Annotated in this window: 10 protein-coding genes, 1 tRNA gene and 1 pseudogene; 9 read left to right on the top strand and 3 right to left on the bottom strand. The window is 73.6% G+C overall.

The features are described 5' to 3' along the window. The 7 genes from GGD88_RS19225 to GGD88_RS17640 all read left to right on the top strand — a co-directional run. The coding region (locus GGD88_RS19225) for an EF-hand domain-containing protein (RefSeq protein WP_184437956.1) at positions 1-3,786 on the top strand (3,786 nt) is incomplete at its 5' end. Further along, positions 3,783-5,393 (top strand): hypothetical protein, encoded by a 1,611-nt coding sequence (locus GGD88_RS17665; RefSeq protein WP_184437954.1) that lies wholly within the window; start codon positions 3,783-3,785, stop codon positions 5,391-5,393. The genes GGD88_RS19225 and GGD88_RS17665, both read left to right, overlap by 4 nt. Next, positions 5,390-6,274, top strand: a complete 885-nt coding sequence (locus tag GGD88_RS17660) for a hypothetical protein (protein WP_184437952.1) — start codon at positions 5,390-5,392, stop codon at positions 6,272-6,274. The genes GGD88_RS17665 and GGD88_RS17660 overlap by 4 nt, the downstream gene beginning before the upstream one ends. A gap of 1 nt (position 6,275) precedes the next feature. Beyond that, a complete protein-coding gene (locus GGD88_RS17655) occupies positions 6,276-8,549 on the top strand; it encodes a hypothetical protein (RefSeq protein ID WP_184437950.1) in 2,274 nt (757 codons plus the stop codon). 141 nt (positions 8,550-8,690) lie between these two features. Further along, on the top strand, positions 8,691-8,861 hold the full coding sequence (locus GGD88_RS19455; RefSeq protein ID WP_184437342.1) for a Com family DNA-binding transcriptional regulator: 171 nt from the start codon (positions 8,691-8,693) through the stop codon (positions 8,859-8,861). 24 nt (positions 8,862-8,885) lie between these two features. Next, positions 8,886-9,062 carry a hypothetical protein gene (locus tag GGD88_RS17645; protein WP_184437948.1) on the top strand — a complete coding sequence of 59 codons (177 nt, stop codon included), beginning with the start codon at positions 8,886-8,888 and terminating at the stop codon, positions 9,060-9,062. Next, the gene (locus GGD88_RS17640) at positions 9,062-10,135 is read left to right on the top strand and encodes a methyltransferase domain-containing protein (protein WP_184437946.1); all 1,074 of its coding nucleotides are present in this window, start codon (positions 9,062-9,064) and stop codon (positions 10,133-10,135) included. Before GGD88_RS17645 ends, GGD88_RS17640 begins: the two co-directional genes overlap by 1 nt. A 300-nt stretch (positions 10,136-10,435) precedes the next feature. Here GGD88_RS17640 and GGD88_RS17635 read toward each other — a convergent pair. Next, a tRNA-Lys gene (locus GGD88_RS17635) sits at positions 10,436-10,511 on the bottom strand. Between the two features lie 103 nt (positions 10,512-10,614). After that, positions 10,615-10,782 (bottom strand): annotated as a pseudogene (locus GGD88_RS17630) (ISL3 family transposase); the annotation flags it as partial. A 248-nt stretch (positions 10,783-11,030) separates the two neighbouring features. Here GGD88_RS17630 and GGD88_RS17625 point away from each other — a divergent pair. Further along, positions 11,031-12,272 carry an ISL3 family transposase gene (locus GGD88_RS17625; RefSeq protein ID WP_184437944.1) on the top strand — a complete coding sequence of 414 codons (1,242 nt, stop codon included), beginning with the start codon at positions 11,031-11,033 and terminating at the stop codon, positions 12,270-12,272. Here GGD88_RS17625 and GGD88_RS19450 read toward each other — a convergent pair. Next, positions 12,230-12,571: a DNA methyltransferase gene (locus GGD88_RS19450; protein ID WP_425502618.1), complete on the bottom strand. Its 342-nt coding sequence runs from the start codon at positions 12,569-12,571 to the stop codon at positions 12,230-12,232. The genes GGD88_RS17625 and GGD88_RS19450 overlap by 43 nt on opposite strands. Before the next feature lie 72 nt (positions 12,572-12,643). Here GGD88_RS19450 and GGD88_RS17620 point away from each other — a divergent pair. Then, a partial coding sequence (locus GGD88_RS17620) for an IS5 family transposase (protein ID WP_343056417.1) occupies positions 12,644-13,376 on the top strand: 733 nt, incomplete at its 3' end.

Genomic DNA, 13,376 nt, shown 5'->3' with positions numbered 1-13,376 from the left:
GCGGCGTTCTCGGGCGTCTTCTCCTCCTGGCAGGACAGTTTCACGGAGTTCTTCAGGGACTTTTCACGCGGCATCGCCGACGTCGGCGACCTGGTCGCCGCCCTGGGCGACGCGGTGCTGGACCAGGTGGCGCGCATCGCGGCGCAGTCGGTCACGGCATCGCTGGCCCGCACGGCCGGCGCGGGCCTCGGGCTGGCCGGCGCCGGTGCCGCCGACGGCGGGGTCCTGGAGTGGCTGGGGCTGGGCGCGGACGCGGCCGGCCTGGTCGGCGGCGGCGGGTCGGTCGGGACCACGGCGGCGCGCTGGCTCGGCCTGACCACGCCGGCCCTGCCCGGGGTGCCGCCGGGTCCGGCCGGCATCGGCGGGGTCACGCCGGCCGGCGCCCTGTCGCCCTTCGGCTCCCACCTCGCCGCCGGCATCGACGCCGCGCCCTGGGGCATCGCCGGATCGCTGGCGGCATCGCTGCTCGGCTTCCAGGGCACCGGCAACCAGTGGGCCGACCTGGGGCTGTCCACCCTGGGGTCGGTGGGCGGCGGCGCGGCCGGCGCCGCCCTGCTGGCGCCCGCCCTGGGAGCGGCGGGTGGGCCGGTGGGCGCGGCCGCCGGAGCGTTCCTGGCGATGGTGGGCGGGGATCTGCTGTCCGGCCTGTTCGGCCAGCCGCTGCCCAATGCCTCGCAGTCCATCGACATCGCCGGCGGGCGCGTGGTGGCGCAGGCTCCCGAGGGCCGTCTGCTGTCCCAGGAGGAGATCGCCGAATGGGGCGCGGCCTCGCAGGCGGCGCTGGTCGGACCGATCCAGAGCCTGGTCGACACCCTGGCCCGGGCCGGCGCGGATGCCTCCGGCTATGCGGTCGCCACGAGCTGGAAGGACGGGCGCCAGTCGGTCGGCCTCTACGGCGGGGACTTCACCCGGGGCGGCAGCGGCACCTGGACCGACGTCGAGAGCCTGGCCGAGGCCGGCGTGGTGGCGGTGCGCGAGCTTGCGCTGGCCGTCGCCGGCGGCGACGCCAGCCTGGCCGACGCGGCGCTGGTGGCCCGCGACAGCACGGCCGACACCGCCGACGCCCTGGCGCGCCAGATCGCACTGGCCGCCGACTGGGAAGGTACGCTGGCCCGCACCGAGGCGCAGTACATCACCGCCCATCGGCAGATGGCGGAGATGGCGGCGGGGTTGGCGCAATGGGAGCAGGGCGCGCGGGCGGTGCTCGCGCCGATGGTGGAGACCCGCGACATCCTGGCGGCGGCCGGGCGCGACACCGGGGATCTGTCGGTCGGGCTGGAGCACCTGGCCGAGACCATGCTGGGCCTGCACGACACCGCGCTGTCCCCGGTGCAGGTCGCGGTCCAGACGGCGACCGGCCAGATCGACGCGCTGGGCCGCATGCTGGAGGACCTGGGCTACAGCGCCGACCGCACGGCCGGGTATCTGGCGGCGCTGGAAGAGGCCGTCATCGGCCAGATGCGCGACCAGTTCGACGAAGCGAACCAGGACCGCGTCTACGAACTGACCGGCATGGGCGCGATCCCGGACCTGCGGGCCATCGCCAACAGCTACGTCCACGCCATGACCGACGCGGCGGCGCTGGGGGCCGACACCGCGCTGCTGACCCGGCGCGCCCTGCTGGAGGTTCAGGCCACGGTCGAGGGGATGGATGTGGCCGGCCTGAGTGGCCTGATCGCCGAGATTGAGGGTATGGGCCACGAGGGTCAGGCGGTCGAGCTGGTGCTGGACGGCCTGAACGCGGCGCTGGACGGCATGGGCGATGCCGCCGACGGGGCGGCCGGCCAGGTGTCGGGCGCCGCCGATCGCATCGCGGCGGCCAATCGGGGCCTGGAGCGCCGCCTGCTGGCGGCGTCGGTGGACACCGGCAGCCTGGAGGGCGCGCTGGCCCTGTTCGACTGGGACGCGGCGGTCGAGATGGCCGAGCTGTCCGCCTTGGGGGCCGACATCACCCTGCTGGAGCGGGCGCTGGCCGAGGAGCGGCTGGACATCATCCAGCGCTTCACCGACGACGCGGTCGCCGCCGAGCGCCGCCGCGCCGAGGAGATGGCGCGCGCCTGGGACCAGGCGGCCTCCGTCATCGCCGGCATCGCCACCGACATCCGGCAGTACCTGGACGGGGTCTATGGCGGCGCGTCGTCGCCCCTCGGCACCCACGCCCGCATGGACCGCGCGGTCGACGACTTCTGGGCGGCCTACGCCCGCGCCCAGACCGGCGACCGCGCCGCCCTGTCGGCCATCACCCGCTACGACGCCACGGCGCGCGACGCCATCGCGGCCTATCACGCCTCGTCGGCGCCGGCCGATGCGCTGTACGCGCAGATGACGGCGGCGCTGGGGGCCGACACCGCGCTGCTGACCCGGCGCGCCCTGCTGGAGGTGCAGGCCACGGTCGAGGGGATGGATGCGGCCGGCCTGAGTGACCTGATCGCCGAGATCGAGGGCATGGGCCACGAGGGTCAGGCGGTCGAGCTGGTGCTGGACGGCCTGAACGCGGCGCTGGACGGCCTCGGCGACGCAGCGGGAGACACTGCCGGCCAGGTGTCGGGCGCCGCCGATCGTATTGCGGCGGCGGCCGAACAGCGCCGGGCCGATCAGGCGCGCCAGGCGTGGGAGCAGGAGGCGGCGTGGATCGCCGGCCAGCAGCGGTCCATCGCGCAGTGGGTCTCGGGCCTGTTCGCCGGGGCGTCGTCGCCGCTGGGGCCGGACGCCCGTCTGGCCGTGGCGTCGGAGGACTATCTGGCCCAGCTCGCCCTGGCCGAGAGCGGCGACCGCGCCGCGCTGCAGTCCATCACCCAGTACGCGCAGCAGTACGTGGAGGCGGGCGCGGCCGCCCATGCCTCCGGCCCGCTGGCGGCGCAGATCGCGCTGGCGGTGCGTGACGACCTGCTGGCGCTGTCGGAGGCGCTGACGCCGGAGGAGTACATCGCCGCGGAGATCACGGCGGCGATCGAGACCCAGACCGTCGACATCACCGACGCCACCGACGCGGCCGCGCAGCTGCTGGACAGCACCTTCCGCGCACTCGACGCCAATGACGACGGCGGTATCTCCTGGGCCGAATTCCAGACCTGGGCCGCGCAGGACGCTGGGCGGATCGACGCCCTGCGGTCAACCATGGGCAGTGGGTTCTCGGGGTACTCCATCCGCGACTTGTACAATGCGATCGACGCCAATGGCGACGGCACGGTGTCACAGTTGGAATGGCTGCGGGCCGTGACGGGCCAGGTCGAGGACCACACCGCCGCGTCGGCGATCACCGCGGACCTGCTGTACGACTACTTGCGGCAGATGCACAACGGTCTGGTGACGAGCTACTTCGTCGGCGTGGCCGATATCTCCGCGGCCGTCGAGCGGGTGCGCGGCGCCATCCTGGCGCTGCCGCACGCGGCCGGCGGCCCGGCCGCGGGCCTGACACTGGTCAACGAGCACCTGGTGCCGGAAATCATCCGCCTGCCCGGCGGCGCCGAGGTGGTCACCGCCGAGTCCAGCGCGGCCATGATCCGCCGCATGGTCGACGCGCCGGGGCTCGGGAGTGTGGGCGAGACCCTGGTGCTGCCGCCGGTGGCGCCGGCCGACGGCGCCCTGACCGACGCGCTGGCCGGCCTGCGCGCCGAGGTGCGCGGGCTGTCGCGCCGGCTCGACCGGCTGGTGGCGGGCCAGCAGGCGCAGACCGACCTGCTCGACGACACCGCCCACGACCAGACCGGCCACCTGCGCCGCGCCGCCGACGGCATCGCGCGCCAGACCGAGCGGCTGGCGGCGCTGGAGGTGCTGCGGCCATGACCGCCCCGTCCCGCCACGCCCACGCCGACGACGCGGTGATCCTGGCCGACCTGGCGTACCTGGACCGCGCCACCGGCGCCCCCGGCCTGCTGCGCGTGGGCACCGAGGCCTACGACGATCCCACGGCGCCGGGGCGCTATGCCGGGTGGATCCTGGCGACGCCGGCCCTGACCCGGGCGATGGCCGAGGACCACGCGAGCTGGGGGGTGGGGCGCGACGACGCCGGGGCGCTGACCGTGACCCTGGCGCACGGCGCCGCCTGGATGCGGGACGCGATCTGGAACGGCCGGGCCATCGTGCTGCGCCGGGTGCCGCGCGGTGGCGGCTGGTCCACGGCCACGGTGATCTTCTCCGGCGTGCTCGGGGTGGCGCAGCCGGCGCGCGACCGGATCGTGCTGCCGATCCACGACGCCTTCGCGGCCGCGCTGGACGCGCCGATCGGGGTCGGCTGCCTGACCGGCGCCACCGCCGACGGCCAGGGATGGGAGGGCGAGCCGTCGCAGGCCGATGCGCGGCCGCCGGTCCTGATCGGGCGCGTGGCGCGCGCCGCGGGGACCAGCGTCAACCGCGCCCGGCGCATCCAGGTCCTGGGCGACACCACCGCCTGGGGCTTCACCGTCACCGCGGTGGACGACCGCGGCGAGCCGCTGACCGTGGACGCGGCCAGCGCCACGGTGCAGGCGATGCACGACGCCGTCGCCCCGCCCGGCCACGTGCTGTGGGCGGCGGAGGCCGGGCAGCGGGCGATGGGCCGCCTGGTGAGCGCGCCGGCGGGGGCCGTGGCCTGGGCGGTGGCGACCCATGCCACGGCCGCCGACCGCTGCGCGGCGCGTCTGATCGCGGACATCCTGGCCGACCGCTGCGGCCTGACGGTGGCGGCGGCCGACGTGACCGCGGCGGCGGCGGCGGCCCCCGCGGAGTGTGGCGTGCAGGTGGCCGGCGAGACCGCGCGCCGCCGGGTGGTCGACCTGCTGGCGGCGTCGGGCGGCCTCGCCCTGTGGCGCGACCGCGACGGCACGGTGCGGATGGCGCGACGGGCGGTCCCGACCGCCGCCGCCGCCACCTGGCGCGCGACGGCCAAGGGCGCGGCCCAGGACGGCCGGACCGGCGACCACCTGCTGGTGCGGCTGGAGCCGCGCCACGTGAGCCGCGAGGCCGGCGGCCTGCCGTGCCCGGCCCTGACACTGACCGGGCAGGCGAACGCCGTGCGCCTGTCCGAGTCCGACGTGGTCGGGCTGGCGGGCCTGGACGCCGACCTGCTGGCCCGCCTGACCCGGGCGCATGCCACGCGCACGGCGGAGGATGCGGCGGTGGCCGCGCGCCATGCCCTGGCCGTGGACCGGACCCTCGCCACGGCCATCGTGGAGGACGCCGATCTGGCGGCCGAGGCGGCGGCGCGCGGCGCCCTGCTGGCGGCGGACTGGGTCTGGGGCACCGCCACCGTCGCGCCGCACCGCGACGCCTGGGCGGCGCCGGCGCTGGGCACCGTGGGGCTGCTGACCGACGGCGAGGCCGGGCTGGCGGACTGGCCGTGCCAGGTGGTGCGCGAGAGCCTGGACCTGGCCGCCGGCACCCGCGCCCTGCTGGTGCGGGGGGTGCGGCCGTGAGCCCCCCGAGCGCCGTGACCCTGCCGCGCCGCCTGTGCGTGGGCTATCCGAGCTATCAGCGCGTGGCGGCCTGGTCGGCCACCAGCGCGGCGCCGGACTGTCCGGCGGCCCTGCTGGGCACGCTGCCCTACGCCGATCGCTGGCGGGCGGCCACGCCGGACCCGGCGGATGGCGTGCTGACCGGCGTGCTGCCGCGCCTGACGCAGATCCGGGCGGTGGCGCTGCTGCACCACGATTGTCCCCCGGGGGCGCGTCTGACCGTCACCGCCTACCGCGATGCGGCGCTGTCCACCGTGGCGTGGGCGAGCGGCGCCCTGCCGATGTGGCCGGCCGTGTACGGCCAGTCCGGGCTGCCGTTCGAGGATCCGCGCTGGTGGACCCTGACCTACTCGGCGGACGAGCTGGCCGGGCGGCGCTGGCACCGGGTGGTGATCCTGCCGCGCGCCCTGGCGGTGCGGGCAGTGCGTGTCGCCATCACGCCGGCGCCGGGCCAGACCACGGTGCGCGTCGGCGGGGTCGAGGTCTGCGACCTGCTGGAGGCGGCCGGCAACTACGACTGGGGGGCGGAGCCGGGCCGGCGCAGCCTGTCGTCGGTGGCGGTCACCGAGGCCGGCGGTGTGCACGCGGTGGCACGGCCGGCGGTGGAAGTCTGGACCGGCGCCCTGCGCTACCAGCCCGAGGACCACGCCCTGGCGGCGTGGTCGGAGTACGCCAAGGCGCACGACATCGTGCTGCCGGCCCTGCTGATCCCGCATCCGCGCCTGACCCGCCACCTGCTGCGCGAGGTGTTCCCCGCGCGGCTGCTGGAGCTGCCGCGCTGGACGGTGGCGACCGCCGGTCGGCGGCGGAGCTGGACCCTGCGCTACGAGGAGCACCTGTGACATGCCGCTGAGCCCCGAGCAGCAGGCCGCGCTCGCGCGGCTGGCCCTGTACACCAGCGATCCGTGGGACGAGAGCGCGGCGCCGCGCGGGTTCGGCGACGGCGGGCACATCCAGGCCGACCCGGACACCGGCGCGCTGCTGGTGGACCAGATGTGGGCCGACATCGTCACCGCCGCCGGCGCGGTGGAGCAGCTGGCCGGCGAGGTCGGGCCCATCGGCGGGCTGGCGGACGAGATCGCCGCCCTGGGCGCCATCGCCGCCGAGGTCACCGCGTGTGCCGGGGCCATCGCCGATATCCAGGCCGCCCCCGCCGCCGCTACAACCGCGGCCGGGAGCGCCACCGCGGCCGCCGACAGCGCGATCGCGGCGGAGGCCGCCCGCGACACCGCCCAGGGCCACGCCACCGCCGCCGCCGACAGCGCGACGGGGTCGGCCGGGAGTGCAGCCGCCGCCGCGGATAGCGCGAGCGCGGCCGGGGCCAGCGCAACGGCCACCGAGACCGCCCGCACGGCGGCCGAGGGGGCGCGCGACACCGCCCAGGGCCACGCGACCGCGGCCAGTGACAGCGCGACCGCCGCCGGCGCCAGCGCCACCGCCGCCGGCGCGGCCCGCACGGCGGCCGAGGGCGCGCGCGACACGGCGCAGGGCCACGCCACCGCGGCCACCAGCGCCCGCACGGCGGCGGAGGGCGCACGGGACACGGCCCAGGGCCACGCCACCGCCGCCGGCGGCGCCCGGACCGGGGCCGAGACCGCCGCCGCCCTGGCCCAGGCGTGGGCCGACAGCGAGGGCGCCGCCCCCGGCGGCGCCGGCACCAAGAGCGCGCGGGAATGGGCCGCCGAGGCCCAGGCCATCGCCGGCGGCGATTTCGCGCCGAGCACACACACGCACGCCGCCGCCGCCCTGACCTCGGGCACCCTCGACATCGCGCGGCTGCCGCCGCTGATCCTGACGCCCCAGATCGCGGCCCCGGCGCACGGCGCCACCGGCCTGGCGCTGGCGCCGTCCCTGGCCGCCACCCCCTATGCGTCCCTGACCAGCACCCGCCACGCCGCGACCCGCTGGCAGGTGCTCGACGACGCCACGGCGGCGGTGGTGTACGACAGCGGCGCGAGCGCCGACCTGACCGCCCATACCGTGCCGGCCGGCCTGCTGGCGCCGGGGGGGCGCTACCGGGTGCAGGCCCGCCACGGCGACGACGCCGGCACCTGGTCGGCGCCCTCGGCGCCGGCCCTCATCCGCACCCGCGAGGCCCTCGGCGTCGCCCTGATCGCCCCCGGCGGCGGCGGGGGCACCTGGCAGCGGGTCGACGAGCACGGCGGCGCCCTCGGCGATCCCGCCTATGCCCTGGGCGGCAGCGCCTGGGCCGACCACCCGGTCTGGGGCGGCATGACGCCGGAGGAGATCGACGGCCAGCACATGGTCCGCATCCCGGCGTTCTGGTCCAGAGCCGCGCCGATCACGAGCGGCCCCCTGGCCGGCGCGACCGCCTGGTGGGTCGGCGATGCGGTCTTCGACGGCGCCGTGCTGCACCCGGCGTTCCGCGCCGACGGCGGCGTGGTCGACGCCGTCTGGATCGGCGCCTACCAGGGCACGGACGACGCCGGCCTGCGGGTCGCCTCGCAGCCGGGCGCCGGGCCGCTCACCGGCCTGACCCTCGACGCCTACCGGGCGCGCTGCCAGGCCCGCGACGGCGCCGGGTCCGCCGGCTGGGACCTGTGGTCGGTGTACCACTGGTCGGCCGTCCAGATGCTGGCGCTGATCGAGATGGGCGGATCGGACAGTCAGGCCCTGATCGGCCCCGGCCGGGTGGCCGAGACCGGCCCCGCCGCCGTCGATGCCGCCGACGTGGCGACCGCCAGCTATCGCGGTCTGGTCGGGCTGTGGGGCAACGTCGCCCAGTGGCTGGCGGGGCTGCGCACCGGCGCCGCCGGCACGCTGGAGATCGCGGACTTCAACGGGTACGGCACCTGGGCGGACACCGGACTCACCGCCGCCACCACCGCGCATTACCCGCTGACGATGCTCCACAGCGCCGGCCCCGGCTACGACCTGCGCGACGTGTTCCTGGCCGAGGCCGCCGACGCCGCCTCGGGCAGCGCCGCCACCTGGCCCGACCGCCACGTGATCGCGGCTGCGCCCGACCGCGTCCCGGCGGTCGGCGGCGCCTGGGACGCCGGCCCCGACGCCGGCCTGTGGGCGCTCACCCTGGACCACGCCCCCACCGACGCCAGCGCCGCCATCGGCGGCCGCCTGGTCCGGGTGCCGGGATGATGCCCCGCCCGCCACCGGCGGCGGGGGCCGGGGTGTTGGCGCACCCCGAACCGGGAGATCTGACCTCCCCCACGTCCATGTCACGTGCCACGGGCCGTGACCCGCCCTCGCGCCGACGCGAGGTCTTGACTGGGGACCACAATGGCGGGAGAGTCCATCCGTTGCGTGCAATGCCACCGAAAGCTCGCCGAAATCAGCGACTTCACGGCCGGCCACATCGCTATCAAATGCCCCCGCTGTGGGGCCATGAACAGCCTGAGGGCCGCGACTCCGTCGCCCGCGCCGCGCCCCCCATCCGAGCGCCCCACCTGAGCGCCGGACAGGGAGAAACGTGTCATGCCCGACGGCAAAGGCACGCCCCGCACCCCGATCGCCATCCTGCGGTTGGGCAAGCACCGCATCCCCATGACCCCCGACGAGGCGGCCGCGCTGGAAGGCCGCCTGCGCGCCTGGATCGACGCCCGCGGCATCCCGTACGGCTTCGTGCGCGCCCTGCTGGCGGGGGACGCCTGATGTTCCGGGCGCGCTATCCGCTCGGCCGCCTGCGCCCGGCGCCCTACAACCCGCGCGTCATCGACGCCCGGGCGTGCGCGGCCTTGCGCCAGTCCATCCGCCGGATCGGCGTGGTCAAGCCGATCATCGCCCGCGACACCGGCACCGTCATCGCCGGGCACCAGCGCCTGCGGCAGCTCACCGCGCTGGGCCGCGCCCTGGGGCCGGTGTACTTCGCCGCCGGCATCACGACCACGGACGAAATCCGGTTCAACCAGCTTCACAACCTCACCGAGGATGCGCCCGGCCTGTGGGCGCGGGTGCCGCCGGACCCGCGCATGGGCGTGTTCGTGGACGTCCCGGCCGAGCGCATCAAAGGCGCGTTCCGCGGCCCGGACGCCGTCACGCGGGCGACCATCGGTGCCCTGATCTGCCGCTACGGGCCGTGGGGGTGCGCGGTCGCGACCCGCGACGGCCGCGTCATCGACGGCATCAACTATGCCCTGACCTGCGCGGTGATGGGCCTCCCCTGCCGCACGATCCGCGTGCCCGACCATGCCGCGCGCTGGTTGGCGCGGGACTATGGCGCGTTCCGGTTCGGCCATCTGTCCGGCGACACCTGGCGCCAGTCGGCCTGCCAGCGACCCCGCCTGCGCACGGGCGGCCAACGGGCCTGCCGGTCGCGGCTGTACGAGCGGCACGTGCTGCCCCAGCTCGGGCCGGGCGAACGCCTGATCGACTTCGGCGCCGGCCAGGCGGATTACGTCCGCAGGCTCCAGGGGTGCGGCCACCCGGTGGTGTGGGTCGAGTTCTTCCCGCTCGATGGCACCCGCCTGGACCGCCCGACCGCCCATGCGTGGTGCCGCGACGCCCTGGCCGCCTGGGCCGCCCGGGGGCCGTTCGACGTGGTGGTGTGTGACAGCGTTTTGAACTCCGTGGACAGCGTGGCGGCCGAGCGGGACGTGATGGTGGTCCTCAATGCCTTGTGCCGGCCCGGCGGCCGCGTCGGGCTGGCCGAGGCGGCCGTGCAGGCGTGGCGGGAAGCCCATGCCATCGCGGCCGACCGGCCCGTCGCACCACCGGCGGTCGTGTGAGCCGACGCCCGCGCCGACGCCCCGCTCGCCGGCATGGACGGGAGCGCCGCGTTCCGCCGCCGACCCGCTTCCCGGCCCCCTGTCCGGTGTGCCAAAAGTCTGCCGATTTGTGCCAAATCCGGCGCCGGGCTACACTGCGGTAAGGCGTTTCGGACGCGACGCAGCTACGCTCGAGCACGCTCTTGGCGCCCTGACGGCGCCACCAACATCTTGTGTGTCGGATGGTACCTAGAATGGTACCTCTGACGAAAAACGGCGCCCCGAGGGACGCCGCTTTGAGCCGTAAGGCCTTGATTTAATTGGTGGGCGCACAAGGACTCGAACCTTGGACCCGCTGATTAAGAGTCAGCTGCTCTACCAACTGAGCTATGCGCCCATCGGGGACCTGCGGATCAAAGAGCCCGCCACCGTCCGAAGGAAGCGTCGAATAACACCCCGCACACCCGAATGCAAGCCCGTAATTGCGGTTCTTCGACGTTTCATGTGGAAAAGAAGAAGACATGGATGGGGGCGCCGATCAGGTAGATCATGGCCGCGAAGGTTGTGGCATTGCGGTAGCCGCGTGCCCTTGCCCTGGCGGCCTGGAACAGGCCATTGAGGCCGTCGAGGCGGGCGGTGCTATGGCCGGATGTCCAGCGTTCCGGAATGCCTCTTCGACGTTCGAAGTGGAATTGTGGGTTGGTTTGGGGACCGAAGGATGCCTACCGGAGATGGCTTATCCCTTTGTCAGGCGGGGACAACGGCCATCCCTCCGTTCCGGCATGGCGGCCGCCGAGCCATCGGGCGACGGCCCGGTCAAGACGGGCAGCAGGCCACCGCGCGCAGCGCGGCCTGGTCTTGACGGGGCCGGAGCCGATGGCAGGCTGGCGAAGGTCGGACGGACGTGGGGCGCCTCATGCATTCCAACGAGATTCTCGCCCTTGGCCTCGGGATCGAACCGCCGTGGCGGTTGGTGGACCAGCGGCTTGATACGGCGGCCTCGCCCAACGTGCTGCATCTGACCGTGGCGGCGGATCGGGGGGCGGCGTTTGCTTGCCCGACCTGCGGGCGGTCGTGCAAGGCGCATGACTTCCAGGAGTTCACCTGGCGCCACCTGAACTTCTTCCAGCACCACTGCCACATCACGGCGCGCGTTCCCCGGGTCCACTGTCCGGAGCATGGGGTTCACCGGGCGACGGTGCCCTGGGCGCGCGAAGGCAGCCGCTTCACGCTGCTGTTCGAACAGGCCGCCATGATGCTGGTGCGCGAGATGCCCGTGCTGGCGGCCGCTCGCCTGATGGAGATCACCGACAAGCGTCTGTGGCGCATCGTCACCCATTACGTGGATCAGGCCGTCGCGGCGTTGGACCTGTCCGACCTGAAGGCCTTCGGCCTCGACGAGACGGCAGCCAAGCGCGGCCACACCTATGTCACCGTCTTCATCGATCTGGACCGGCCGGACAAGCCGGTCGTGTTCGTCACGCCCGGGCGTGGCAAGGACACCGTCGCCCGCTTCCGTGACCACCTGGCCGAACACGGCGGCGAGCCGGGCCGCGTCGTCGAGGTCGTCAGCGACATGAGCGGCGCCTTCATCGCCTCGGTGCGCGAGGTCGTCCCCGAGGCGTCGGTCACCGTCGACTGGTTCCACGTCGTGCAGACCTTCACCAAGGCGCTTGATGCCGTTCGCCGCGCCGAAGCGAAATCTACCCGCCTGCCCAAGGCCCTGCGCTGGGCCGTCCTGAAGAACGCCGACGGGCCGCTGACCGACAAGCAGGCCGACGCCCTCGCCGAACTCGAGGCCTGCGGTCACGCCACCGGCGAGGCCTGGCGCATCAAGGAGAAGCTGCGCTGGGTCCGCAAGGCCGAAACCGCCCAGGCCGCCCGCTGGCGCCTGACCCACTTCCTGCGCCATGCCCGGGACATCATCGCCGACAAGGACCTGCTCAAGCCGATGCAGGGCGCGCTGGCCACCCTCGACAAACACGCCGAACGCATCCTGCAACGCTGGACATCCGGCCACAGCACCGCCCGCCTCGAAGGACTCAATGGCCTGTTCCAAGCTGCCAGGGCGAGGGAACGCGGCTACAGAAATGCCACAACCTTCACGGCCATGATCTACCTGATCGGAGCCCCCATCCGCGTCTTCGTTTCCACATGAAACGTCGAAGAACCCGATTTGTGCAGCGGAATACGTACATATATCTGCCCGAATTCGAGACTCAGCCTGTTGTTCATAATGTGGTCCATCATCCACAACGTAATCTCAGCGATCCTTGCCGGGAACTCGCCGATTTCTATCCCATAAAACTGGTCCACGTTGATAAGCGATAGAATGGCTGCATCCAGCTCGCCTTGTGCTTCATCAGCCGCGTAAGCGCGAAGCTCCCGGATCAATTCGATCTCTAAAGGGCACCTCGAAAAACGCTTGGCGTCGGATCCCGTTTTGATAGAGGGCACCTCGAAAAACGCTTGGCGTCGGATCCCGTTTTGATAGAATCTCGGCAGGTTTGAGCCACCAAGGGCGCTACGGTGGGTCAGATGGGCTTTTTCGACGTCACGAACCGATATGCCGGCCTGGATGCGAAGGCCGACCCGCTGGTGAAGCTTTCAGAGATGGTTTGCTGGGAGGATTTCCGGCCACGTCTGGAGGCCGTCTGGCGGGGGTCGTCGGCAGAACGGCGCTCGAGGGGCGGGCGCAAGCCCTGGGACGCGATCATCATGTTCAAAATGATCGTGCTTTGCGCTCTGTACAACCTGTCCGACGAGCAGGTGGAGTATCAGGTGCGCGACCGGTTGTCGTTCATGCGCTTCCTGGGTCTGGGCCTTGAGGACCGGGTGCCGGATGCCACCACGGTGTGGTTCTATCGCGAACAGTTGGTGCGGGCCAAGGCGGTCGAGGACCTGTTCGCGCAGTTCGACGCGTACTTGCGCGACCAGGGCTTTCTGGCGATGGGCGGCCAGATGATCGACGCCTCCATCGTGCCGGTGCCGAAGCAGCGCAACACGCGCGAGGAAAACGCCACCATCAAGGCTGGCGGGACGCCGAAGGACTGGGACGACAAGCCGGCCAAGCGGCGGCAGAAAGATACCGATGCGCGCTGGACCAAGAAGCACGGCCGGAGCCATTTCGGCTACAAGAACCATGTCTGCGTGGATCGCCGGCACAAGCTGATCCGGCGCTACGCGGTCACGGACGCGGCCGTGCACGACAGCCAGGTGATGGAGGCGGTGCTCGACGACAGCAACACGGCCTCGGATGTCT

Source organism: Roseospira goensis, assembly GCF_014197795.1.
GTDB lineage: Bacteria > Pseudomonadota > Alphaproteobacteria > Rhodospirillales > Rhodospirillaceae > Rhodospira > Rhodospira goensis.
The sequence above is the reverse complement of the archived record's forward strand: the minus strand, read 5'-3'. Positions and strand labels throughout refer to the sequence as shown.

Bases quoted from the DNA above. Each gene is read 5' to 3' on its own strand.
- GGD88_RS17640 (WP_184437946.1), top strand. From the start codon at position 9,062: ATGTTCCGGGCGCGCTATCCGCTCGGCCGCCTGCGCCCGGCGCCCTAC.
- GGD88_RS17665 (WP_184437954.1), top strand. From the start codon at position 3,783: ATGACCGCCCCGTCCCGCCACGCCCACGCCGACGACGCGGTGATCCTG.
- GGD88_RS17625 (WP_184437944.1), top strand. From the start codon at position 11,031: ATGCATTCCAACGAGATTCTCGCCCTTGGCCTCGGGATCGAACCGCCG.
- GGD88_RS17655 (WP_184437950.1), top strand. From the start codon at position 6,276: ATGCCGCTGAGCCCCGAGCAGCAGGCCGCGCTCGCGCGGCTGGCCCTG.
- GGD88_RS19455 (WP_184437342.1), top strand. From the start codon at position 8,691: ATGGCGGGAGAGTCCATCCGTTGCGTGCAATGCCACCGAAAGCTCGCC.
- GGD88_RS17645 (WP_184437948.1), top strand. From the start codon at position 8,886: ATGCCCGACGGCAAAGGCACGCCCCGCACCCCGATCGCCATCCTGCGG.